The 26,159-nt window shown below is 53.3% G+C and carries 12 protein-coding genes; 10 read left to right on the top strand and 2 right to left on the bottom strand.

All coding sequences use genetic code 11. The features are described from left to right. Positions 1 to 3: 3 nt before the first annotated feature. Genes DFER_RS03305 through DFER_RS03265 form a run of 9 tightly spaced genes read left to right on the top strand, consistent with a single transcriptional unit; the run spans position 4 to position 19,116 of the window. Positions 4 to 3,762 (top strand): baseplate J/gp47 family protein, encoded by a 3,759-nt coding sequence (locus tag DFER_RS03305; protein ID WP_015810186.1) that lies wholly within the window; start codon positions 4 to 6, stop codon positions 3,760 to 3,762. 21 nt (positions 3,763 to 3,783) lie between these two features. Next, entirely contained in the window at positions 3,784 to 7,434 is a 3,651-nt protein-coding gene (locus DFER_RS29045) for a baseplate wedge protein (RefSeq protein WP_143828641.1), read from the top strand. Positions 7,435 to 7,449: 15 nt separating this feature from the next. Further along, positions 7,450 to 10,764 carry a SprB repeat-containing protein gene (locus DFER_RS29040; RefSeq protein WP_015810184.1) on the top strand — a complete coding sequence of 1,105 codons (3,315 nt, stop codon included), beginning with the start codon at positions 7,450 to 7,452 and terminating at the stop codon, positions 10,762 to 10,764. A 4-nt stretch (positions 10,765 to 10,768) separates the two neighbouring features. Then, on the top strand, positions 10,769 to 12,211 hold the full coding sequence (locus tag DFER_RS29035) for a contractile injection system tape measure protein (protein ID WP_015810183.1): 1,443 nt from the start codon (positions 10,769 to 10,771) through the stop codon (positions 12,209 to 12,211). Positions 12,212 to 12,215: 4 nt separating this feature from the next. After that, on the top strand, positions 12,216 to 15,596 hold the full coding sequence (locus DFER_RS03285) for an eCIS core domain-containing protein (protein ID WP_015810182.1): 3,381 nt from the start codon (positions 12,216 to 12,218) through the stop codon (positions 15,594 to 15,596). Positions 15,597 to 15,603: 7 nt separating this feature from the next. Continuing rightward, positions 15,604 to 16,596 (top strand): tetratricopeptide repeat protein, encoded by a 993-nt coding sequence (locus tag DFER_RS03280; RefSeq protein ID WP_015810181.1) that lies wholly within the window; start codon positions 15,604 to 15,606, stop codon positions 16,594 to 16,596. Positions 16,597 to 16,605: 9 nt separating this feature from the next. After that, on the top strand, positions 16,606 to 17,274 hold the full coding sequence (locus DFER_RS03275) for an eCIS core domain-containing protein (RefSeq protein WP_015810180.1): 669 nt from the start codon (positions 16,606 to 16,608) through the stop codon (positions 17,272 to 17,274). Then, complete coding sequence (locus DFER_RS03270) at positions 17,271 to 17,786, top strand: hypothetical protein (RefSeq protein WP_015810179.1); 516 nt, start codon at positions 17,271 to 17,273, stop codon at positions 17,784 to 17,786. The genes DFER_RS03275 and DFER_RS03270 overlap by 4 nt, the downstream gene beginning before the upstream one ends. A 1-nt stretch (position 17,787) precedes the next feature. Further along, positions 17,788 to 19,116, top strand: coding sequence for an ATP-binding protein (locus tag DFER_RS03265; RefSeq protein ID WP_015810178.1), 1,329 nt, complete (start codon positions 17,788 to 17,790; stop codon positions 19,114 to 19,116). 8 nt (positions 19,117 to 19,124) lie between these two features. Here DFER_RS03265 and DFER_RS03260 read toward each other — a convergent pair whose 3' ends face one another. Together DFER_RS03260 and DFER_RS03255 are read right to left on the bottom strand one after the other, a co-directional pair. Further along, the gene (locus DFER_RS03260) at positions 19,125 to 21,506 is read right to left on the bottom strand and encodes an ABC transporter permease (RefSeq protein ID WP_015810177.1); all 2,382 of its coding nucleotides are present in this window, start codon (positions 21,504 to 21,506) and stop codon (positions 19,125 to 19,127) included. A gap of 199 nt (positions 21,507 to 21,705) precedes the next feature. After that, complete coding sequence (locus DFER_RS03255) at positions 21,706 to 22,122, bottom strand: hypothetical protein (protein ID WP_015810176.1); 417 nt, start codon at positions 22,120 to 22,122, stop codon at positions 21,706 to 21,708. A 111-nt stretch (positions 22,123 to 22,233) separates the two neighbouring features. Between DFER_RS03255 and DFER_RS03250 the strand changes: the two genes are divergently transcribed. After that, positions 22,234 to 26,154: a PVC-type heme-binding CxxCH protein gene (locus tag DFER_RS03250; protein WP_015810175.1), complete on the top strand. Its 3,921-nt coding sequence runs from the start codon at positions 22,234 to 22,236 to the stop codon at positions 26,152 to 26,154. Positions 26,155 to 26,159 lie beyond the last annotated feature (5 nt).

Below are 26,159 nucleotides of genomic sequence, written 5' to 3'. Positions count from 1 at the left end.
CGCATGATGAGCAACTGCGAAAACATAACCAATCCGTTGGGTTTAAAAAGAGAAGGCACCGACCAGAACAGCCGGTTCCTGACTTCGCTTAAACCTGAATCCGCGCCGGTGGATGCGAAAACCGTGGCCGACGACCTGGTTTTCACGCAGCAACTTGCCCGGCTTGTGAAGTTTTTCGGGGTTGGCGACGCGCATTTTGGGGATGACAACTGGCAGCCGTTTTTCAGTCAGGATGTGTCAGTGATGCTGGCTTTGGCGGCGGTGCAGGATATGAGTGAATACAATGCGCTTATCCATCAGAAACTCGGAAGCATTCGCCAAAACACGGATAGCGAGGCGGTTTTGAAACAAAACTTCGGCACACTGCTCAACCTCGTAACCAGCGTGGCCTGGCAGATCGAGCATTTGCAGCACTCGCTTCCCGACGATATTCTGCTCAAAGGTTCGATCCGCAACCTGATCAGGAGCAAGCTGGCTGTGCCATTCCAAAAGCTGTTTGCATACCATCAGGCGGCGGTTGCCAACGGCCTCACCGACGAAACGGAAGCGACCGGCCTCACCTTATTCGGCACACCGGTGCAAATGGCGACCACTGTTTTTAACCGATCCTTCGGCCCGCTATGGACGGACGGTGTGCAGAACTGGAACGTTTTCAAGCTCACCATCGCCGCGGACGATTCCATTTACAACCTGCCAGCAGCGACCACCACCGCCAGACGTTTATACTTTGCCGTAACCCATAACTTTTTCACGGCCATTTTCGACCAGTTTCTCCGCGCATTTTCCAAAATCACCACCGACGCCAACGTTCAGTTACAACAAACGCTCACCCAGCGCAACGACCATCAGCCGCATACCGCCCTTTTTATTTCATTCCTGAAATTGCTGGAATTTGCACGAAAAGATGCGAACACGCTTACAAAACGCCATCTGGACCTTTACTATAAAGAAATTTTACAGATCCCTGAGCGCAAACCCAGACCGAACCAGGTGCATGTGATCTTCGAAGCGGCGCGGTTTGTGGAAGGTGCTTTAATCAAAAAGGGCACGCTGCTGAATGCCGGAAAAGATTCGCTCGGGAACGATGTGGCGTATGAGATCGATCAGGATACGGTGATCAACAAGGCCAAAATCACGGCCCTGCATTCGGTGTACATCGGCACGGCGCAGGACGAGGTGCTGGATATAAATCCTTACATACTGGAAGGGCGCGTGTATGCGTCGCCGGTGGCTAACTCGGATGATGGGTTGGGGGCCGAATTAACCTCCGGTGAAAAGCAATGGCATCCATTTGCGTCCAAAAAATACGTGAATGGCGTTCTCGAAGACATTACCATGCCCAAAGCAGAGATCGGGCTGGCCGTCGCTTCGCATTACCTTTACCTGAAAGAGGGCGAAAGAAGCATTGTTGTCGAAATCACCACGGGCAATGCGCTGCCCAACCCGGCCAATCGCTGGGAGGCGGAGGTCACAACCGCCGAAGGCTGGCAAAAGCTTGCTATCACGGCCAGTTTTACTTCCAATGTGCTCATTTTCAGAAACGATGCCATTCCCGCGGACTTCCCGGCCATTACCGCCTACGATCCGGCAGTGCACGGGCGGAGCTTCCAGGCCACCGCGCCGGTGATCCGGTTCAGGTTGAAGCATTCTTTGCAAGCATTTCCTTACAAGGCATTCAAGGATGCGATTGTGCAGAAAGTGAGGCTCACCGTCGGGTCGAAGCAAGTGAAGGATATTTTTGTACAAAACCCTTTCGGCATTCTCGATCCTTCCAAACCATTCCTGCCGTTTGGCCCGCTGCCGGAGAAGGATGCCTATTTCATCATCGGTTCGGGCGAGATTTTTCAGAAAAAGGGCGCACAGGTTTCCACGAAACTGGCCTGGCAGAATGTCCCTGCGACGGTAAGCCCCAACCCTCCGGCAAAGATCCAGAAACTGCAACTGGGTGTATGGCAGGACATTGGCACCGAAGCGAACCTGCTCGACGGGATTGCCAACGTGGTGACCGTCGACGCAGCCGACGTGTCGAAGCCGGATGCCGGCGGCAACAACATGTACGATGTCAACAGCACTAACGGCTTCTACCGGTTCCGGCTCGACGGCAGTTTCGGACACACCGCTTACCAGGCGGCATTAACCAACTACCTCATCGACAAAGCGAAAGAAAACAGCGATTCCAACGCGATCAAAACGGTGATTGCGGCCTATGAACTGCCCGCATCGACACCCACCGCCGAAAGTGCGATCACGATGATCAAAGGCATCGTGTATGCATCGCCCGTAGCCCCTACCCCGCCCTACACGCCCGTGATCGACGAAATATCCCTGAGCTACACGGCCAGCACGGAGATCGCCCTGATCGACAGCAGCAGTTTCACGAACCGGTCTTTGCAGTTTTTCCATGCGTATCCGTTCGGCGACGTGGAGCAGCACCGGGCACTGAAAGACCCGCTGACCGACCATGAAACCGACGTGCGCCTTTTGCCCTATTTCAGGCATTACAACAATGGCGATGTCTATTTCGAGATCGAGGGACAAAGCGGCTTTGTAGCGCATGAGGGCGAATTTTACATGGGATTGAGCGAGGCCGTTCCCGGACAGAAAGTGGCCGTTTTGTTCCAATTGGATGAAGGCAGAGCCAATCCGAGAATCAAAAAGCCGGACAATCATGTGCATTGGAGCTATTTGGCCGATAATCGCTGGATTTCATTTCAAAAACTGGAAGTACAGGACAGCACCTCGCAGCTAACGCGCTCGGGGATCATCACATTTACCATTCCCAAATCCGCCGGCACAGACAACACCATGCTCCCGAAAGGCCAGGTATGGCTTCGCGCGAGCGTGTATGAGGCGAGCGAGGCCGTGTGCAAGATCATCGCCGTGCTGCCGCAAGCTGCCTCGGCTACTTTCAAAGACCAAACCAATGCGGGCGATTTCCTGGCGGCACCGCTTCCGGCGGGCACCGTTGCGAAGCTCCTTGAACCCGAGGCCAGCATTAAAAAGATTGAACAACCCTATGCATCATTCGGTGGGCGGACGCGTGAAAATGCCCCGGATTACTACAAAAGAGTGAGCGAACGGCTGCGGCACAAGGACCGGGCGATTACCGTATGGGATTATGAACATCTGATTTTGGAAGAGTTTTCGAACATTTACAAGGTAAGGGTGATCAATCACACCCGGTACGAACCTAACGACTCGGGCACCGGGATATACAACGAGCTGGCCGCAGGCCACGTGACCATCGTACCGATCCCCGACCTCCGCACCCGCAATGCGATCGACCCGCTGAAACCCTACACCAATGTGGCCGACCTGGAATCGATTGAGGCCTTCATCAGCAAACGCAAATCCTGTTTTGCGAAAATCCATGTTCAAAACCCGGTTTTTGAAGAAGTGAAGGTGCAATGCAATGTCAAATTCTACCCGCAGTATGACGAAGCTTTTTACACCACACAGCTCAAACAGGAGATTACCCGTTTTCTTTCTCCCTGGGCGTTCGGCAATGCCGCCGAGATTCGTTTCGGCGGGCAAATCAGCAAGTCCGTGCTGATCAATTTTATCGAAGAGCGCGCCTATGTGGATTACCTGACCGATTTTGTTCTATATCACAAAATCGGTAATACACTGACAGACAAGGAGGAAATCACCGCATCCAGGGCCATCGCGATCCTGGTGTCGGTGCCTGCCGAGCAGCACATTATCGTCCCGATCCCGCACGTGCCGGAAACTGCCGCCGCAGAAAATTGCGGTTGCGATTAGCATCATGTTTTAACAATTGCCATGCAACCAATACAGAAACATCCATCCCTTTTGCCCTCGGAGGACTATTTTTTCCTGCGAAGAAAGGGTATGGAATATATCGAAGCCCTCGGCAGCAAGCTCTGGACGGACTATAATATCCACGACCCCGGCATCACAATCCTTGAACTGATGTGCTATGCCATCACCGACCTGGGCTACCGGACGGGCTTCGATATCAAGGATTTTGTGGCCGGAGCGCTGGCAAACGGCGGTCACGAACAGGGCTTTTTCCCGGCTAATGAGATATTGACCGTTAATCCGGTCACGGTGAATGATTACCGCAAATTGCTGATCGACGAGCCGGGCATTAAGAATGCGTGGCTGCTTTGCAAGGACTGCCCGTGCGAGATGCCGCTCTTTGCGGATTGCCTGGCCGGGGAGCTCGTGTACACTGAAACGACCGAAAAGGTAGTTCCCAAAGGCACGTACGAGGTCCTGCTCGAATTTGAAGACTCCATTCAGTTCGGCAGCCTGAATGACGGCAAGCTGTTTAACCAATTTTCATTCGTCCAATCCGACGAACTGTTTACGGTGAAGCTGGAACTGCGTTTTCCCGACTGGCAGTCGATTGATAACCAGCCTGTTATTTTCAAAACCTTTCTCGATGAGAGTGAGGACATCGCCACGGTTGAAGTACTGAAAGTGATAGATATCAACTTTCTTCCGGTAACCAACGCTACCCTGCAAAAGGCACTCCGCAACCCGCTTTTCGTCGATATCAAGATCACATTTGCCAACACCGAAACGCTCGTCCTGAACCAGGTCCCGCTGACGATCCACGGAAAGAACAGCGCATTGAAAGCAGTGGAGCTGAATGCATTGCTTGCAGAAATCGAGGACAAAACGATTGCCGGCTATCGCAGCAAGATTCTGATTATAAAGCATTTAATTCAAACCCAGACTTCCAAACTCCACAAGCACCGCAACCTGACGGAGGACTTCTGCCGGATCGGTGAAGTAGCGACGGAGGACTTTGCATTCTGTGCCGACATTGACCTCCGCCCTGACGCCGATATAGAGCAAATAGAAGCGAAGATCCTCTTCACCATTGAGCAATACCTCAATCCGCCCATCCGGTTCTATTCGCTCAAAGAACTGCTTGACGCCGGGGTTCTGACCGAGGAGATTTTCAATGGCCCGGCTATGCGGCACGGGTTTATCAAGGATGCCGAGCTGGAAGCGTCGGCTTTGAAACGGGAAATCCGCACGTCCGATATCATTAACCTGCTGATGGATATCGAGGGCATTACGGCCGTCCGCAACATCCTCATCACCAGATACGACGCCAGAGGCATGGCCGTCATGCCCAGCCAGGCGTGGATTTACCCGGTTACGGCACAGCACCAGCCCCGGCTGTACATCGAGCGGTCGCAGTTTTTGTATTTTAAAAACGAACTGCCATTTCAGCCGGCCAACGACGACGAAGTGTGGGCTACCCTGCAACAATTGCGGAGCGCTCAGGAACAGGTCAAACTCACTACCCAGGACAATGACCTCCCGATTCCGACCGGCACAGCGCGTGCATTCAACGACTATTTTCCCGTACAATATTCATTTCCGCTCACCTATGGCATCGGCTTTGAAGGGCTTCCTGAGAACGCCACGCCCCTGCGTAAGGCGCAGGCGAAGCAGCTCAAAGCGTACCTGATGTTTTTCGAGCAACTGCTGGTCAACTACCTGGCACAGCTGCACCATACTGAACAGCTATTCAGCATCCGGGAATCAGCCCAGGTGACTACATATTTCTCGGAATATCTTGACAACCAATACATTGCAAACATAGAAGACCTTTATTTTCCGGATTATAAGCCCGCTAACCTGCAATTACTCACCGAATCGCCGTCCCTGGCGCTGCGCCGGAAAAACACATTTCTGGATCACCTGTTGGCGCGGTTCGGGGAGCAGTTCAATGAGTATGCGCTTTTGATGTATTCTATTGATAATCAAAAATTTGGTGCAGAGAAATTGATCAGGGACAAAATTCATTTCCTGAAAGATTACCCGGATATCAGTAAAAACCGCGCGAAAGCATTCAACTACCGCGACGACCTGAAAGTGTGCGGGTTACAAAATGTAGCAGGACTTAAAAAGCGGATAGCGCACCTCACCGGCCTCGAAGCACTCCGGAATTACATTCAAATAGCCATCACCAAAAAAGCAAACGGCTACGCGGCGGCTTTTACGCTCAATGACGGCAGTGTGCCCCTGCTCTTTTCCGAAATCACCGAAACGCCCAAAACGCGGCTCGAAGCCGACGCGCTGGTGCGCAGGGTAATCGACGAACTGATCGTATCGATCACCGACAGCGCCCGATACACGCTTTCGGCCAACGCTTTCACTTTACGAAATCAGGATAATGTTGTAATCGCCCAAAGCCCCGAAAATCTTGCCGACCCGGCCGGCACCCGGGACGCACTCATTACCTGGGCGGCGGGCATTCTCCAAGCCGAGCGGTTCTTTCTCGTGGAGCATATCCTGCTCAGGCCGCGCCTGTACGGGCAAACGCTCCTCCCCGTTTGCCTCAGCCCCGATTGCGAGTCGTGCTGCGATGAAGACCCGTATTCATTCAGGATGACATTCGTGATGCCCGGCTGGCTGCCGATGTTCCAGAACCTGGACCTCCGGCGCTATGCCGAACGGATGATCCGCCTGGAAACGCCGGCCCACATCCTGCCCAAAATCTGCTGGATCGGCAACGAAATCTGCCGCGGCGATGAGGACGACGCGATCCTCTGCCAGATAACGGACGCGCTCACTGCCAACCTGCAAGAGCCCGACACCGACGGCGACCTCAAAAAAGACATTTGCAAATGCGCGGAGCAAATACTCCTGCAATACAATGACGCATTTGCGGAACGCTATTTCCAAAAGAATTTCGAGGCGATCACCGATGCCGAACAGGAAACGCTGTTCACTGCGACGATCAAAAAAGATGAAATCCTGTGCACAGGCTTGTTGAAAGATGCCTTTTATGAACAAGTTAAAGCGCTGGTTATTAATTGGTTTAAAGGCAAAGAGTCGTGTTTTCAGTTCAATAGTTTTGAAAAATACTGGTGCGAATGGCTGGTGGCGAATAAAGCATGGATCGACAGCGGAGGCATTACACGGCTCGCCGAACTGCTGGAACTGACCTTCACGGAAGCATTCGGCATCGTAACACGGAACGTGCCGAAAGAGCTGCGGCACAAGATCCAGCTCAATGCCTGTGAGTACATTACCGGGCAAATGGGAAGGCTGGGCGACCTGATCCGCGGCTGGGTGAAGGCCAATCCGGGCGTCCTCATCAGTGCCGGCCAGATTGAAACTTCCGCCGGTCCGCTTTTCGCCGACCCGGAAACCGCCATCGCATTTGCCCCTGACCTCCCGGCAGCCGTAAAAACGGCATTTACGCAGGATTTCAAAGTAAATGCAATCGCATTCAGCGACCAAACCGAAACGCTTCCCGACCGCAGCATCCGGCTGATCAAAGCCTGTTATACGCCGGTAGCCATCCGGCTGATCACGGCACACGACAATTTTCTGCGTGTTTTCGCCAGCCTCAAAAGCATCTATCCACCGGCTACTTTACGCGACTGTGAAGACGGCAACGATGACAATCCAGTTCGATTAGACCAAACAGTTTTAGGGTAAAAAATCACAAAAGTCATGTATCCTCACGAATCGACATACCCGTTTTTTGAAGCCAACCAGGTTTTGAAAAAAGACGATCTCAACAACCTTTTCGAGTACCTCGACGAGCAGAACCGGATGACCCGTACCAATCTGATCGGGATCGGCATTGTCTGCGGGATGGATGTGATACCCGTGGCGCCTGCCGCGATCCGGATCACCCGGGGCGTCGGGGTCACGTCCGAAGGTTATCTGGTATCGGTTCCGGAGGTGGAATATGCCAACTATTCGATTTACCCGCCTAATAAGGATATTTTCCTCGGCGACGACTGCTACACCGAGCTGCACCAGGCCGGGCAAAACAAGATGCACAAGCTGGTAGAGGGACTTTCCCCCGACAACAACCAGCTCTTCGAACTCGTGGAAGGCACGCCCGCCGGCTCCACGGCGCTTACCGCCGCGTTTCTGGCTGATAAGGTTGTTTTGATTTATGTTGAGTTATCCAAAAACGGGCTGAAAAACTGCTCTCCTAATTCCTGTGACGATAAGGGCTCTGAAATAGCGGTTCAATTCCGGCGGTTCCTCGTGACGAAGGCGAATGCGGATCTCATCAAAAAAGAAGCGGTGGAACTGATAGGAATACAATCGGAACTGGATATTGAGCAGATTGTAGAAGCTAAAATCCTGCTCCCGACCATCCGGCTGAAAAGATTCGATGTCCCGAACAGCAATCCGGTCACCACGGGCGACATTATCGCCGCCTACCGCAAAATCCTCACCAAATCATTCATCGAAGACACGCTTCGCACCAACCTGGTGAAGCTTTTCGAGGTGTACGAAGCCATATTGACCGGTTTGGACAAAACCATTATCCAAAATTGGACCGGCGTGTACGACGGCCTGTCCGTGAAATTCCTCCGGCCGTACGAATACCAGTACTTTTACGACCTGGTGAGTGATCTGATCCATAATTATGAGGAAATCAAGGCGAAAGGGCTCGAAGTGCTGGCATTATGCAACCCCGATTGCCGGATGTTCCCGCGCCACCTGTTCCTCGGCGCTGCCACCGTCGACACCACGCAAAACAGGGACGTGTACCGGCAGTATTTCATCCCCTCTCCGATCATCGGCAACCAGAAAAAAGCGGGGGAAGAATTGAAACTGCTTTTCACCCGGATGCTCGCGCTGATCGAACGGTACAAAATCCCCCAGCCCGCCAGGCTGGAAATCAAAGGCCGGATACTGGATGCCAATATCCGCATTACGCCCAGCAAGCTGGGGGATTGGCCATTATCGCAAAAGGCGATTCCCTACTACTACGAGGTGAATGCCGGCACGCCCAGGCTCTACGAAACCTGGCGCTATGATTTGAAAAAACAGGGGAAAGAAAAACAAAATCTGTCTTACCACGCCGATTTGTATGCAAATCCCGCCGACGATTTTGTACTCAATCCCCTCGGATACGACCTGGAACCTTACAATTTTCTACGGGTCGAAGGCATTGTCGGAAAGCCCTACCAGGAAGTGTTGGCCGCGATGAACCAGTACATCCGCCAGCAACGACTGCCGTTTGATGTGGTGGCGCTCAGCACGGGAAACGAGCCGCTCCAAATCGAAATGGATATGGCTGATTTTGAATGCCATGCGGCCGATCTCGAAGTGCTGTACGATGTGCAGCGGACCGAATTCCGCTGCCTGATCAGCGAAATGAAAGACAACCGTCGGTTCGATGTGCTGGTGGGCCTTTTCCCGGCTAACCTTGCACAGGTCACCAACGAGGCATATGCGGAAATCCGGAGGGTAGTCGACGCATTCGATTTCACCGACGCGGATTCCGTGGAATGCAAAGTTCGCATACTGATCGGGCTGATCACGGTGTACAGAAGACGGCTCGAAAAACTGCGCTCTAACTTCCTGTTCAGCAACTACACGCGCAACAACCCGGGCATTCAGCACAAGGCGGGCGTGCCGGTAGGCGGCACATTTGTGATCGTTTATCATGGCAATATCAAATCCTACTACTCGCCCAGAGATACGATTGGTATAAGGGAAGCCGTTGCCGAACGCCCCACGCGCGTAAATGCGACCGCCGAAGCACTTCCCGAGAACGAAGTAATTGTTAAAACCGCCTCCGGGGACGCGAATGTTCTGGGTTTGTCAGAAAAAATGCTCAGTGAAATTTCCGTATTGCCTGCGGGAATCCGCGAGGAACTGGTGAAAGTGCTGGGTGATAGACTGGCCGGCATTTTCAATCAGAATGAGGATGTGGGGATCGAGGCGGGCACCGTGTTTGCCGACTTCTTCCTGCCCTACCGCTGCTGCACCGACTGCACGCCCGTGCAAGTAGTAACGCCGCCCAAAAACGACCCGCTGAGCGCCACCGTCTCCGAGCCCAAATGCGACGAAAACAACAAGAATTTCACGGTAACCATCACCATATCGGGCGGCACGCCGCCTTACACCAGCGACGCCGGGCCAGTTACAGGCAACACGCTCACCGTCACCCTCACCACCGGAAGCACACAGAATGCAGGCATCAAAGATGCTGGCGGTCAGGAAATCAGCGTAACGATTCCCGCGCATACCTGCGGCTGCGATCTGCCGTGCGATGGACTTGCAGAGCGATGCTTCTACCCGGTGTGGATCAACAAACCTGCGAAAGGCGCCATGATCACGCAGAAATCCGTGGAAGTGGCCAAACTTACCGTGGTAGACAGGGAAAACGGAACATCCTTCGATATCGATTTCAGGGAAGAGTTCCAGTCGATTTTCGCCCAGTTCGACGATACCTCCTATGCCGGTGCGGTGCGATCATTGCTCAAAGCGATCAACACGAAAATCAGGGAGAAAACCGGCGGCAAAAACCACTTTATCCTCGGGTTTGACCGGACAAACGACCTGATGGCGATTGAACATTACATATGCCACGACTTCACGATCGAGCTCGTGTGGCAATATTCGGTAGGCCGCCGGGTAAACATTACGTCCAGCGCCATGTACAACGAGAAATCGTGGAACATTAAGAACGACCTGTGGTCCGTGGAAGGCGCAAAATTCGGCTGTTTTGCACTCGACAAATGCGCCGATAAGGAAGAAGAGCTCTGCAAAGAACCCATCAAACCCGAATCGATCAGGCTATCGTTCGACAAGGCGGAAAATGAGTTCCATTACAAGGTCGAAAGCGAAGTTGAGCCCGATTTCGTGCTTTGGATTTTCGAAACCGAAACGCCCGAGTACTCGAACAGCAAATCCGGCAAATTCAGCAGCAGGCTGGACAGCGTAAACGTGAAGCTGGTGTTCGTCCTGGGCGCATGCTTCGTGATTGTGGAAGCCACTGTACCAAACGCCTAGCGCTATGCATATCATTCAAAAAAACATCATTGAATTGGAGCTGCCGGCGCATGAGGATGGCTTTGCCTGGCAGGAACGGATGGCGCGGCTTTGCGAGGAGAAAATGAATGCGCTGCTCGACGCATTGTTCGAAAGGATCGATACCGGCAATGCGACGATCGAAATAGCGGAGATCAGGATTGACCTCGGTGCGATCCAGGGCAACAATTTTGAAAAAGCATTCCTGGAAGCAGCGAAAACCGCGATTGTGAGGGAACTGGGCATTCAAATGGCTGAAAAATCGCAGGAGTTTCATATTAATTCCGGCAGCCCGGAAGGTATGCAACATCCTGACATCCGGCTGTTTGCCTACTTTCTCGGTCACGGAGTTTTCCCCTGGTGGTCGGGCGTGCGGTCGGTGGGTGAAATTGAAGAGCGCATTACCCGGTACCTGGCCACGGCGGACCGGGAATATGCCAGAAGCATATTTGCGGGTGTATTCAAACCGGAATCTGCCAAACGCCGGTTTATCCGCCAGTTCTCTGCGCCGTTTCAAGTGGATTTTTTGCAGTATTTCAATGCAAACTATACGGCTGCATTTCAGTTTCTGCATGCGGTTTTTTCGGAAATCAACCTGATGACTTTTCAGGTGAAAACGGTGGAAGAAATAGCTGAAACCGTCAAGATCAGGTTGCACGAGGCGGTATTAGCAGATCAGAAAATCGATTTAAATACTTTAATATTAAACATTTACGCGGACACGAATATCGCCGGCTTAACGCGCGCCAAGGGCACGCCGGCTGCGGGGCATACCCTGCCTGAGAAAGTGATCAACGCAATCGAGGCTGCGTCCAGCCAGTATTCCAATGCTGCTCCCAATCTGGATCTTGAATTTTTAAAAGAACATATCACTAATCACGTCCCGGCATCATCTGATCAAACGCAAAAGGCGGCTGCCAACGCCGCGGAGGTCGACGGCATTTATATCGGCAATGCCGGACTCGTACTGCTGGCGCCGTTTCTGAGTGAATACCTGAAAGCCTGCGGCGCGATCGAAAATGACGAACTGACCGACCCCGACCTGGCGGTGCACGCCATTCAATACCTCGCGACCGGGCAGCAATGCACCACCGAAAACGAGCTGGTACTCAACAAGATTCTCTGCGGAATACCCCTCGAAGCGGAGGTTTTGCGGGAAGTTGAACTGCCCGAAGCGATCAGGAATGAGGCGGACAAACTCATGGAGGCGGTCATTTTTTATTGGGATGTTTTGAAGGATACGAGCATCGCCGGGCTGCAAAACAGTTTTCTGCAAAGAGGCGGCAAAATTTCCGTACACGACGACGGCGACTGGCTCCTTCAAGTGGAGCAGGCCGGCTATGATCTGCTCCTGGCGCATTTGCCCTGGACTTATTCGATCATCAAACTACCGGTCATGACCAAAACGCTCTGGGTCGAATGGGCCTGAAACCTTGAAAACAGCAGAAAAATCATCGGCCCATTCGCTCGTACAGCGCAGCCAGCACCCCTTTTTCAGCAAAAGAGGTGAGGACAGTTTTTTTGCACCCAGCGGCACGCCCCTGCAACCGAAAGTGGAAATCGGCCAGCCCGACGATCCTTACGAACGCGAAGCCGATGCAATGGCCGAACAGATCGTCCAGAAAAAAGAAGCCGAGCCGGGCCAGAAGGACAAGCAAAAGCTGCAAGCAAAGCCCGTCGCCGAAAGCATTACACCGATTGTCCGCAGAAAACGGACCGAAGAAGAGGAGCATACCGCCCCACAGGGTTTTGAAAACCAACTAAATAATTCCAAAGGCGGCGGATCTCCAATGCCCGAATCGGTGAAGTCGGAAATGGAATCGGGCTTCGGACATGATTTCAGCGATGTGCGCCTGCACACCGGCTCGAATGCCGTGCAGATGAGCAGGAACATGCAGGCGCAGGCGTTCACACACGGAAACGACATTTATTTTAACGAAAACAAATACAACCCCGGGTCGCGCGACGGCAAAAGACTGCTCGCCCACGAACTCACGCATACCGTGCAGCAGGGCGGAGGCGTGCAGAAAAAGATAATACAAAAGGCCGGGAACCAGTCCGGCGGAAGCGATAAAAGCTCCGACCCGGACATTTACGACGGCAATGAAGGGCTGATCAACGCCCGTGATTTCAAGGTCAAAATCCCGCAACTTCAAATTCCGCGATTTAAAAGCCGGTACACGCCTGCTCCGCTCATTATTCCCAAGACTTTGACGGCGCGGGTCAACCAGCGGGACATTTGGATCAAGGCCGTGGACAAGTCCAATTTCGCGACGAAAGTCAATGAGAAACTGCAAGCGGAGCAGGCGCCCAACGATATCGTCAAGAACGGCGCCAACATCTACTATCTGAAAGCGACGCGGACCAAAAGTTTTGTCGCGGGTACCAAAGAGCAAATCGCCGACCAGCTGACCATACCCGCGTGGACGCAAAGCGGAGAAGGCGCCCAGTTCGACGTCGACCACCGCCTGGAACTGCAACTCGGCGGCGACAACAGCATCGACAACTTGTGGTTAATGGACGCCTCCGCGAACCGGAGTTCCGGCGCGAAGATCAATAATGAGCTGAATGCCAAAATCGGCAGCATTCTCACAGCCGCCAAAACCAAACTGGGCGCCAAAGCACCCGACAGTGCGGAAAGCGTCCGCAAGGGAGGAAAATACGAGATCGAGGCGAGCACGCTTTCCCCTAACCTGCCGACGGTCGGCGATTCCTCCAAAAACTACGAACTGGACCAGATCCAGAACAAAGTGTCGCAGTTGCAGGGTTTGAAGGTTTTGAATAAGAACCAAATTACGGCCGAGGGTTTCATCCAGGCAGGCGATATCAAGCATATTCTCCTGCTGTCGAAGCCCTCCGGCGGGACGAGCAAAAAGATCCCCTGGGCGTCGTCGGACACCACCAAAACGGTGAACCTGCCGCTCGGCCGCGGAAAGCAGTTTGAGATCACGAGCATTACCTACACGCCCGGCGCGGGCGGTTCGATGCTGATCACGGCATTCAAAAACAATGATGAAAAAAACCTGATCCAACCCGTCACGTTTCCCAACATCCCGATCACCGAATCGCCGTTGGTGAGCTACGGCGGCGTCATCAACTCCGGCAGCGTGATCCGCTCCATGCGGATGGAACTGAAAGGAATGAGCCCCATAACACTCAACGAAGGGGAGTTTGATCTCGAACAGGGGTTTATGGCGCGGGGACAGGTGAACCCCACGCTTCCGTTCCTCAAACCCGGCTCGGGGATCGACATTGTGTTCGACGGAAGAGGCGTTTCGCTCGAAAAAACATTCAATTCGGGTGAAATCAGCCTGCCTTCTCCCTTCAAGGTCAGCAATTGCAGCCTGACGGTGAGCGTAGGCACAGGCGGTTATTCGTTCGAAGGCGGGGTCGATTTCGGGATTGATAAAGTGGGCAAAGGCAGCGTCCGGGGAGGGCTTTACAACAACAAGGTCGCCATTGACGGTCACTTCGAGTTTGACCCTAAACTGTTCAACAATGCGCGCGTGGATGTGCGGTACCGGGACGAAAAACTGGAAGTAACCGGAACCATCGAAATCCCTAAAAACAAGGTTACCGGCATTAAAAAAGCCACCGCGACGGTGAACTACGCGGAAGGCGTGCTGACCGCGAACGGCAATGCCGAACTCGACATCAAAGGCCTCGACAAAGGCTCGATGAATCTCCGCTACGACGGCAAGGAGCTCACGATCGGCGGCAGTTTTGAGCTCAGCAAGGACATTCCACGCATCAAAAGCGGCTCAGTGTCGGCGTCGGTCACGGCCAAGGAAGGCGCCTATGCGATCTCCGCATCGGGCACGGCGGTGCCGGACATTCCGGGCATCGATTCTACCATTTCTATCAACTATGCCGACGGCGCCCTGACGGTCGAAGGCTCGGTAACCTACGAAAAAGGCATTGCGAAAGGCAACGTCAGAATGGGCGCGACCAACCGGGCGGTAGGGCCCGATGGCGTTCCGTCCGGCAAACCCGGCGACAAGTGGACGATCTACGGCGAAGGCTCACTCACGCTCCGGCTGACCCCCTGGCTGCAAGCCACCGCCGGCGTGAAATTTTCGCCGACCGGAGAGCTTTCCGTTTCCGGAAAAATCGGGCTGCCCGGAGCAGTAAATGTGTTCGACAGGAAGGATTTTAATAAAAACCTCTTCCATTTCCCTACCCTCGAAATCCCGCTGCTGGCGATCCCGGTCGGCCCGCGGAGTATCGGGCTGGTAGCGACCATCGGCGGCGGTGTGGACTTCAATGCGGGCTTCGGACCGGGCAAGCTGGAAGAGCTTTTTGCGGAAGTGAACTACACGGTGGGCCAGGAAGATAGCCTGTCGCTGCACGGTCGTGGCAAATTCGTGGTGCCTGCCGACGCCACCATCCGCATCTTCGGCCGCGCGGGCATTGGCCTGAGCATCGGCATCGCGCGGGTAACGGGTAATATCGAGCTCGGCGCGGCGGTGGGCATTAAAGGTGCCGCGGAGGCGGAAGTAGATGTGAATTGGGACCCTGTAAACGGCATTTCGCTGCAAGCGGTGGGCCGGGTGTATGTGGAGCCGGTTTTGAAATTCGATGTAAACCTGGTGCTCGAAGCAGTACTCGACCTGTATTTCTACGAATTGCGTAAAGAATGGAAAAAGAATCTCGCTCAAAAGGAATTCGGTTCGGGAATGCGTTTCGGGCTTGAATTCCCTGTCAAATACAAGGAAGGCGAGCCGTTTAATATTTCCGCGGATGATATTAGAGTCATCCAGCCCGATCTCGATATCAGCACCATCGTAGGCCGGTTTAAAGACGAACTATTCTGAAAATAATATGGAAAATCACGAAATTGATTTAAGCCAAAGCCTGAACAATGAAGGCGTTATCCTTTTTTTAAACGGGCAAATAGAAGAAGCAATTGCCAAATATCGGCAGGCCATTGCCGCGGAGCCCGACAATGCGTCTGCCCACAATAACCTGGGTTTTGCATTGGCGCAACAAGGCGATTTCGAACAGGCTTCGGAACACTATCGCTTATCGCTCGAACTCGACCCGGAAAATGATAATACATGGCTTAATCTGGGAAATTTAAAAATGATGTCCGGCGATTATTCCGGGGCCAGGGATTTATTTGAAAATGCATTAAATATCACCCGTGACATTGCAAATGTTTGGGAAAGTTATGCCAAACTGATGACAATTTCCGACGACCCTTCTGCGGCTGTAAATGCCTGGCAGCAAGCGTTGCGCATTCATCCGCACTCCCCGGATTACCATCTCGAATTGGGAATTGCACTCATCGCCGATGGCAAACATTCGCAGGCGATTTATCATTTGCAGGAAGTTTTGTATCAGGATCAGGAAAATATACGGGCTAACCTGAGCCTCGGTATCGTCCATCTAATTCAGCAGAATTATGGTTTGTCGCAGCAATTTCTCAAAAAGGTTTTAGGAATTGAGCCGGAAAACTCATCGGCGCGGTACCATTTGGCCATGAACTATTTATCGACCCATAACGAACCGCTGGCGATCCAGGAATTGGAAAGGATTCTGATCATGTATCCCAATGACCTCACCACGATGTCGGACCTCGCGGTGGTTTACCTCGCCACCGACCAGGCCGGGCGGGCCAGGGCGCTCATTGACAAATGCCTCAAATTAAACCCCGAACACCCCAAAGCCGCCTATTACAACGCATTGATCGATCATATCGAAAAGCGCTTTCAGGAATCGCACCGGAAGCTGAGCAACCTGGTTACGCAAAACCCGCCGGTTTACGGAGCAAAAGCAAAGCAATACCTGGATACGTATTTTTCAACTTTTTAACAGAAAGACATGAAAATTTACACAAGACAATCGCAGCATCCCAATAAGGATCAGAAACCGTTTATCGAACCGTCCGCAAAGTCTGCTGATCACGGAAATTCATTTTTTGCCAAATCCATTCAGCGAAAAGAAAGCGAAGGCGGCGTAAAAAAAGACGACGAAAAGAAAGACCAGATGCAGCAGCAGAATAAGAAACTGGAAGACGAAAAGGCACAGAAGAAAGATTCGAAAGAAGAAGAAAAGGCGGTTCAGAAAATGGAGGACAAAAAGGATGACGAAAAACAGGTTCAGAAAAAAGATGATAAGGATAAAAAAGATGAAGAAAAACTGAAAAACAAACGAATAAGCCTGAAAGAAAATGGCACTATTCGTAAGAAAGATTCGGACGGCAAGCAGGCATCCGCCGACCTCGAAGCCAGACTGGCTGCGAACAAAGGCAAAGGATTTGCCCTGCCTAATGATTTGAACCATGAATTGAGCAGTAAAATGGGCTCGGATTTTTCCGCTGTCCGTATTCATACCGATGCCGAATCGGCAGCAATGGCCGATGAGCTCGGCGCATTGGCATTTACGTATGGAAACGATATCTATTTTGCCGCAGGGCAATACAATCCGGCCACGCCGGCAGGCAAAAAGTTGCTGGTGCACGAATTAACACACGTAATGCAACAGAAATGAAAAGCACGGACTTAATTACAAATATCCTCGGAGACGACCGCTCCGGCCTCGTTAAAGGACTTGATTCCAACAGCGGGATCGACGATGTAAAAAAAGTCGAAGCGGGCAGCGAATGTTATGAAAGCGATACGCCGTTGCACAACATCCAATGCTATCATTTGTTATTGAATGACAAATCTTTCAGCTATAAATACGTCTATTATTTCGATGATTCAGACCAAAAAATTGCGGAAATAAACCTGCTTCTGGAATACGATAACGAGCTCGACGATAATATTTCCTTTGAAGCATTTGAAGAATTGATTTCCGGTTTAAAATCCTATTTCACGACCAAATACGGTGTAAGTAAAACCGAAACCGAAAAGTCCGGCGATCATGTAGATCAGTTTACTTATTTCCAGGTTTCGTCCGTGACGCCCGCCATCGAAGTTGTTTTCACCGAATACACCGGCGACGAAGAGGAAAGCAATATTGAAAAGAATATCAAGGTCATTTGGCAAAAAAAATTGTGATATGTCTGTTGCTACAAAAAGTATCCACGTCGCTATCAGCGATTTTCTGACACAACTGATTGAAAACCGTTTGAAAAACTATTCGGCAGACGACGCGCTGTTTTTTTATGAAAAAGCAAGTCTGGAAGCCATCAAATCCTCGCCGGCGATCAGCGGGATTTTTAAGGACTACACACCCAAAAATGAAGAAGTGATTATCGTACTCATTGCATTGGCCCCCAGCTTTCTGCCGCATTTTTTTAACTCGCTCATCAGCCGGTATTTTCCCGAAGGCGGCGAGTTCGTCGAGTTTGGCGGCGTGAAGGGCGCCAACCACCGCGGCATTATCCCTACCGGCGAAACGGCGCTTTTCATCCTGGCCGGCAACGACCTCGACAAGCGCTTCCGCATCCAGCAGCTCCTCGGCAACGACGCCTACCTGGCCAAATCCGGGATGCTGCGCGTAGAGGACATGAAAGAAGGCGAGCCGAAAATGAGCGGAAAACTCATCCTGGACGAGGAAACCGTTGAATACCTGATCTCCGGCCAGGTGTCCAGGCCGCGGTTTTCGACCGATTTCGGCGCCGAGTACGTCAGTACCGCACGCGAATGGGACGACCTTGTGCTAAGCCCATCCACCAAAAGGCAGATCCGGGATATCGAAATCTGGCTCCGGCACCACCACACGCTGATGGAGGAATGGGGCATGGCGAAGAAAATCAAACCGGGCTACCGGGCGCTCTTCCACGGCCCTCCGGGCACGGGCAAAACGCTCACCGCGACGCTGATCGGGAAGTATGCAGAGCGGGATGTTTTCCGAATCGACCTGTCGAAAATCATCTCGAAGTACATTGGAGAGACGGAAAAAAACCTGTCTAAAATATTTGATAAAGCGCAAAACAAGGACTGGATTCTCTTTTTCGACGAAGCGGATGCCGTTTTTGGCAAGCGTACGAACGTCCGCGACGCGCACGACAAATATGCCAACCAGGAAGTATCATTCCTGTTGCAGCGCATCGAGACTTACCCCGGCGTGGTGATCCTGGCCAGCAATCTCAAAAGCAATATGGACGACGCATTTCTAAGGCGTTTCAACTCCATCGTATTTTTCCCAAAACCAACCGCCGACGAGCGATTGCTGCTTTGGCAAAAAGCATTTCCCAAACAAATCCAAATGGAAGCAGACCTGCCGGAAGTTGCCCGAAAATTTGACCTTACCGGCTCGACGATCATGAATGTCACGCAAAGGGCCTGCCTTACGGCGCTGCACCAAAACACGACCATCATTACAGACGACCTGCTGTACCAATCGATCCGGGCGGAATATGAAAAGGAAGGAATTGCGATTTAAGACCGCCGCTATTCGCTGCGTAAAGTTTTAACGGGATTCAGTAATGCGACCTTGATCGCCTGGAATCCCACTGTACAGAGCGTTATCACAAGGGCACTTACGATACCCAAAGCGAAAATCCACCACGACAGCTCCGTTCGATAAGCGTAATTTTCGAGCCAGCCACTTAAAACATAGTAGGAAACAGGCACCGCGAGCAAGGAAGCGACCACGACCAGAACGACAAAATCCCTTGAAAGCAGTGCCCAAACGCTCGCCACCGACGCGCCGAGCACTTTGCGGATACCGATTTCCTTGCGCCGCTGCTCCGCCAGAAAAGACACCAAACCGAACAGGCCAAGGCAACTGATCAGGATCGCCAGCGTCGTGAATATCCCCGCGAGCTGCCCGATCCGCTCTTCGGCCCGGAACTTGCGGTCGTACTCGTCATCGGCGAACTTGTATTCAAACGGGCTGCCGGGGCTGTGTTTCCGGAAAATGGGTTCGATCGCGGAAAGTATCTGTCCGGGATTTTTTTCGGGGCTGAGTTTTATGTAAATAAAATCCGCCCAATCCTGCCTGAGCACGTACACCGTTGGCCGCGCCGGCGTAAACGGCGATCCTGCGATCACATCGGCGATCACGCCTACGACAGTGTAATGCTCACCATTCCACTGGATATTCATACCCACGGGCTTTTTAATGCCTATAAATTCGGCAGCGCTTTCATTGAGTACGATCGCGAGGGAATCGGTGGCAAAGCGGCGGGAAAAGTCGCGCCCCTGCGTGAAGCGCCAGCCTACCGTTTTCCCATATTCGTGCGTGATCCCGACGGTTCCAAAGTCGCCTACGAGATTCGGGTCCTTACCCGGCCAGCTGAAACTTGCATCGTTGCTCCACACCTCATCCACGGGCGAAGATGTTTCCGAAATGTCGGACACGGCACCTGTTTGCAGCAATTCTTCCCTGAGCACATCATAATTATTCCGAAGCTCGTGGGTGTTGAGGGGAATCGAAACAAGGCCTGCGCGCTGGAAACCCGTTGGCCGGTCTTTGGCGTGCTGTATTTGCCGGAGCACTACCAGCGTGCCGATGATGAAAGTGATCGAAATAGTGAACTGCGTCACCACCAGTATTTGCCGCGGCAAAACAGCCGCTTTTCCGCCATAGACTGCTCCTTTGAGTACTTTTACGGGATTGAATTTCGACAAAAACAATGCCGGATAGCTGCCTGCCAGAAGTCCTGTGAGCAAGGTAAAACCCAGCGCCACCGCCCAGCTCACACCGCTCGACCACGGGAATGCAATGCGCTTGTCGGCAATGTTGTTAAAGACCGGCAGCAGCAGATTCGCCAGCACCAGCGCCGAAATGCACGCCAGCACCGCCATTAATACCGATTCCAGAAGAAACTGGGCAATGAGCTGCCGGCGCCCCGAACCGACCGCCTTCCGCACGCCCACTTCCTTCGCCCTCCGCTCCGAACGGGCCGTGGAGAGGTTCATGAAGTTAATGCAAGCGAGCAGCAGCACAAATGCGCCTATCATGCCAAAAAGCCATACAAACTGGATACGCCCCCGAACGGCCACGCCATTTTCCCATTCCGAATGCAGGTGCCAGCGGCTCATAGGGTGCAAAAAGATCCTCGGATCGAGCCGTGCCTCATCCGGCGCGTGGCGCGCTTTGATGTTTTCTATTTTGGCAGAAAGCCCTTCGAAAGTGGCGCCAGGGGCGATTTCTGCGAATAGTTGGAAGGAATTATTACCCCAGTTCGTTTCCGACCGCTTGACCCACGGGGTGGTTTCCAGGAAAAAATTCCATGGCAGCATAAATGAAACGTCACGGAACTCCGTGCTGTAAGGCAGGTCTTCGTACACCCCGGTGACCTTGAAATGGTGCTTATTGTCCACCTTTATCACCTTATTGATCGGCTCCGCGCCCCCGAACAGCGCCCGCGCCACCGATTCCGAAAGTATAACGGACGTCGGGTCGTCCAGGGTTTTGGACGTCCCGCGGAGCATTTTCAGCGACATCATCGCCGGGAAATGCGCCTCCACACAATTTCCCTTTCTGGTGAACTGGTTGCCGCCGTAGGCCAGGATATGGTCTTCGGTCCACGAAGACAATGCGATGTGACTGAAATCACCCCCAAAATCATGCGCCAATGCATTCCGCAGCGGAAGCGGGGTGGCGGTGCTGGTGAACGTTTGCCCGTTCGCGGTCTGATGCTGCATCACGCGCGCGAGCCGGCCGTAGTGCTGGTGGTACCGGTTAAAAGACAACTCATCCCATAACCATAACCCAAGCAAAATGGCAGTAGCCATCCCCATGGAAAGGCCAATCAGATTAATGGCCGAAAAAACGGTATTCTTGGTAAGGTTACGCCACGCGATTTGAAGGTAATTTCTGATCATAAGCAACCGGGTTTGAGCGATGGGTTGTAGGATAGGCAGCCGGAAAGAGCTCCGCTATTGCCTTTCACAGCAAATAGCAGGCCGAATGCCCAATCACATTCCCATCACCCGTATTAGCGTTTCTGATATTTTTTGCGTGTTCAGAAACGAACGGCCGCGTGTTCAAACGCGAACAGATCGGCGGCGGCATGAGCTGGCCCTATTGCTCGCGCTTATACCACATGCTCCGCCCGTCGCATTCGATCACCATTACGTCCGGGTCGGACATTGGGGTGGTAATTGTCATTTCACCGCATGGAGCGCACAACACCAGGCTGCAATCGGCCGACTTTACCGGCGCCGCGGGCTTGGGCGTGATCTCGACGCCGTTGAACAAATACCTGGTGGGCGGGCAGCAGCCCTGCACGCCTTCTTCGTCGACCATGATGCCATCGGGCCGGATGATTGTTACCTGGGACTGAACGGTAGAAACGAAGATCAGCGAATCGCCAGCGCCGTAGGCCGTCAAACGCCATTTTCCTACGACCGGACTGAGCTCCGCAATCGCCTCCGGATCATTTTCCGAGCATCGACTGAATGCAATCAATGCGAAAACAAATAGCAATATCTTCTTCATAATTTGCAGATTTTAATGTCATGACTCCCCGCTGCGGCAAATGGTTGCCTTCCGAGTAGAAATCTTCACGTGGTGACTTCGTTGAGCAACCAAGACTTTATCGCAGCTCCAATGAACAAGTCCACATTGCAGCACATCTTCCTCGCCGTCATGTTGTCGGTCGTTTGGATAAACCCTTCCAGCGGACAGGCGCCTAACCCGGGCTTTGCCCCCAAAAAAGGCGACCGCATCATCCTGCTGGGCAACACATTCGCCGACCGGATGCGTCACTACGGCTATTTCGAAACCTTACTTCAAAAGAACTTCCCCGGCGGGGAGCTCACCCTGCGGAATATGGGGTGGAGCGGCGATGAAGTGGGCTTGCAGCCACGGCCGCTGAATTTCCCCGGTTTTGGAGAAAAAACGAAGCGGCTTACCGAGGGGCAGAAAGAGGTAAAATTCCAGGGCTTCACGCACGAAGGCGAGCGGATCGTGATGCCCGTCGCGCTGAATTTCGAAGGCCTCAACCAGGACCTGTACGATCAGCAGGCGGACATTATCTTCCTCTGTTTCGGGATGAATGAGGCCTTTAAAGGCGCTGCGGGCCTGCCGCAGTTCGAAAAAGACCTGCGAGCATTTATTCAAAACCTGCAAAACAACCGCTACAACGGAATGTCGGCCCCTACCCTCGTGCTGGTGTCGCCCATCGCACATGAGGCGCTCGGCGGGCATTTTCCCAACCCCGCGGAGCACAACAGGGACCTGGAATTGTACACCGAAACAATGCAGAAAACCGCCTCCGCGAAAGGGCTGTCTTTCATAGACTTGTTCACACCTTCCCGCGACAGAATGCAAAAAGGCGGACAAAAGCTGACCATCAACGGCATTCATTTGACGGACGCAGGCTACAAGGAGGCGGCCGGGTGGATGGCGCAGTCGCTGGGTTTTGGAAAAATGCCCGATTGGAACAGCGACAACAGCCGGAAGCTGCTGTCGGTTGTGAAAATGAAAGACGACCACTTCTCTTACCGCTGGCGGGCGGTGAATGGGGAATACATTTACGGCCGCCGAAGAGAGCCTTTCGGGGTGATCGCATTCCCGCCAGAGCTCCGGAAGCTGAACCAGATGACGGCTTCGCTCGACTCGGTGATTTGGGAAATGGGCAAAAGCAACGACGTCGCGGCATTTCCCAAGGCCATCGACATCGTGGACCGGCGTGGAAAACCGGCGGACCCCACGCTCACACCCAACGTCCCGATGACCGGCCGGCAAGGCGAATCAGCCAAAGCAGCCGCACACGCCCATCACGAAAAAATGTGGCCCGCCACGACCGATAGGTTCAAATTACCCGAGGGCTATCAGATCAACCTGTTCGCGTCCGAGCAGGATTTCCCGATCGAAAAACCCGTTGCGATGAACTTCGACGCCCGTGGACGCCTCTGGGTCGCGACGATGCCTACCTACCCGCAGTACTTTCCCGGAATTCCGGTGCACGACAAAATTGTGATCCTGGAAGACACCGACGCCGACGGTAAGGCCGACAAACACACCGTTTTTGCCGACGACCTTTATCTCCCGCTGGGTTTCGAATTTGGCGACGGCGGCGTTTACGTGTCGCAGGAGCCGGACATTCTCTTCTTGAAAGACACCGACGGCGACGGCAAAGCCGATGTCCGGGAAGTAGTACTAACCGGTTTCGGCTCGGAAGATAGCCACCACGCCACACACGCATTCACCTTCGGGCAGGATGGTGCATTGTATTTTAATGAGGGCACGTTTCTGAACACGCAGGTAGAAACGCCCTACGGCCCCATTCGCTCCTATGCGGGCGCAACGTACCGCTACGAGCCGCGCACGGCGAAGCTGACGCATTACATTTCGTATCCTTATTACAATCCCTGGGGAAGTATTTTTGATAAATGGGGCATGCACCTCATCGGCGACGCGTCCGACGGCTCCAACTATTTTGCCCCGCCCATGACCGGCAACGTCACCTATCCCGACAAACATCCGCGCATTGACATGTTCACCGAAACGCGCGTCAGGCCCACGGCAGGTATCGAAATCGTTTCGAGCAGGCAATTTCCGGATGATGTACAAGGCAATTTCCTCGTCAACAACAACATCGGCTTCCAGGGTACCAAGCAGCACCGGATCATCCCGCACGGCTCGGGCATCGGCAGCAAGGAAGTGGAGGCGATCCTGCAATCGGAAGACCCGAATTTCCGCCCGATCGACATTGAGTTCGGCCCCGATGGTGGATTATACATTGTCGATTGGTACAATCCGCTGATCTCGCACGGCGAAAACCCGCCGCGCGACCCTGCCCGCGACAAATCGCACGGCCGCGTGTGGCGCATTACCTACAAGGGCAAACCGGCGCTGAAAGTAGTCGACGTATCGCGGCAAACGGTGCCGCAGCTGCTGGATAATCTCAAAGCTTACGAGGACCGTTTCAGGTACCGCTCGCGTGCGCAAATCCGTGAAAAGCCGGATGCGGAAGTACTGCAGGAGCTGAAAAAATGGGTAGCCGCGCTGGACAAGAACGATCCGCAATATGAGCATCATCTGCTCGAAGGCTTATGGCTCTACCAGGATTTCAATGCGCCCGAGCCGGCCATTTTGAAAACGTTGCTCCATACCAAAGAACCGCAGGCGCGCGCGGCGGCCACGAAAGTGCTGCGCTACTGGCGCGACCGCGTTCCCGGCGCACTGGAACTGATGCGTGCCCGGCTGAACGACGAATCGCCCCGCGTGCGCATTGAGGCGATGGTAGCCCTTAGCTTTTTCAATTCGGAAGCGGCCGTTGCCGCGGCTACGGATATCTTCCAATATCCAGGCGACTATTACATGGATTACGCCATGCACGAAACTTTCCGTTTCCTGAAACCGATCTGGCTCTCGGGAATGAAGAAGGGGCAGACCTTTGGAAACAATACCAAACAAGCCCGGCGCTACCTGCTTAAACTTGCCAATGCCGGTGAGCTCGCCGCCTTTCCGCAAACTGCGGACGTGCTCACGGCCCTACTCGCCCGACCGGACACGGATGCCGCCAAAAAAACGGAAGCCCTCAGCCGCCTCGCCAAAATGCAGCATACCGGCAAGGTTAATGTGCTCCTGACCGCCATTCGTGAGGAAGAGCAAAGCAGAAAACCCAACCGGCAAAGCCCGGCCCAGCAGGAACTGATCAAGCTCCTGCTCGCCTCGGGCCCATCGGAATTAAAGCAGAACCAGGCTGAACTGACACGGCTCGTTCACGCCGACACGAGCCTGATCATGCAAGCGACCGGTTTTGCCGCATTAATTTCCGCCCGTCAGCCGGTGCAATCGCTGGAAAAAACTGCGGAAGGAAAAACAGCCGCCTACTTAACCGGCATTTCAATGCTACCCGATGCGGACTTGAAAGCATCATTTTTCCGGCAAGTACGGCAACTCGCGCCACGCGCGCCGGAAATTGCCTATCCTTTGCTTCTGAAAATGACGATAGAGAATGAAGCCAAAACGCAGCCGGCCAAAGCACTGGTGGCGTCGTTGAAAGATGTGCCGGCATCCGTGCAAAATTCAAAGGCATTTGCAAAGGCCGTCACCACGATGAAAGGCATGCTGAATGCCGTGCCGGAGAAGAACAGGAAGGAGGTGCTGGCCCTTCTCGAAAGCATGGGAACGATCGAGGTCCGGCTCGTGGCTGTGGAGGCTAAAATGGCTTTTGACAAAAAAGCGCTCACCGTCCCGGCTGGCAGGGCCGTAACGCTGGTGTTCGAAAACCCCGATCTCATGCCCCATAATGTCGTGATCGTGAAGCCAGGCACTGCCGAAAAAGTAGGCGAAGCAGCCGACGCCATGGCGACTTTAAAAGACGGCTTCGAGCGAAACTTCGTACCTGCCACACCCGACGTGCTCTTCGCGACACCGCTTGTAAATGCGGGCAAGAGCTTCCGGCTGGAATTCAAAGCACCCGCCGAGCCGGGCGAGTACCCGTTCATCTGCTCCTTCCCGGGGCATTGGCGGGTAATGCAGGGAATCCTGACAGTTACCGATGCCAAAGTACCCTGAGTAGC

The sequence above is a fragment of the Dyadobacter fermentans DSM 18053 genome, assembly GCF_000023125.1.
Lineage (GTDB): Bacteria > Bacteroidota > Bacteroidia > Cytophagales > Spirosomataceae > Dyadobacter > Dyadobacter fermentans.
The sequence above is the reverse complement of the archived record's forward strand: the minus strand, read 5'-3'. Positions and strand labels throughout refer to the sequence as shown.

Excerpts from the sequence above, each read along its gene's own strand:
- DFER_RS03305 (WP_015810186.1), top strand. The coding sequence starts at position 4 with ATGATGAGCAACTGCGAAAACATAACCAATCCGTTGGGTTTAAAAAGA.
- DFER_RS29045 (WP_143828641.1), top strand. The coding sequence starts at position 3,784 with ATGCAACCAATACAGAAACATCCATCCCTTTTGCCCTCGGAGGACTAT.
- DFER_RS29040 (WP_015810184.1), top strand. The coding sequence starts at position 7,450 with ATGTATCCTCACGAATCGACATACCCGTTTTTTGAAGCCAACCAGGTT.
- DFER_RS29035 (WP_015810183.1), top strand. The coding sequence starts at position 10,769 with ATGCATATCATTCAAAAAAACATCATTGAATTGGAGCTGCCGGCGCAT.
- DFER_RS03280 (WP_015810181.1), top strand. The coding sequence starts at position 15,604 with ATGGAAAATCACGAAATTGATTTAAGCCAAAGCCTGAACAATGAAGGC.
- DFER_RS03275 (WP_015810180.1), top strand. The coding sequence starts at position 16,606 with ATGAAAATTTACACAAGACAATCGCAGCATCCCAATAAGGATCAGAAA.
- DFER_RS03270 (WP_015810179.1), top strand. The coding sequence starts at position 17,271 with ATGAAAAGCACGGACTTAATTACAAATATCCTCGGAGACGACCGCTCC.
- DFER_RS03265 (WP_015810178.1), top strand. The coding sequence starts at position 17,788 with ATGTCTGTTGCTACAAAAAGTATCCACGTCGCTATCAGCGATTTTCTG.
- DFER_RS03260 (WP_015810177.1), bottom strand. The coding sequence starts at position 21,506 with ATGATCAGAAATTACCTTCAAATCGCGTGGCGTAACCTTACCAAGAAT.
- DFER_RS03255 (WP_015810176.1), bottom strand. The coding sequence starts at position 22,122 with ATGAAGAAGATATTGCTATTTGTTTTCGCATTGATTGCATTCAGTCGA.
- DFER_RS03250 (WP_015810175.1), top strand. The coding sequence starts at position 22,234 with ATGAACAAGTCCACATTGCAGCACATCTTCCTCGCCGTCATGTTGTCG.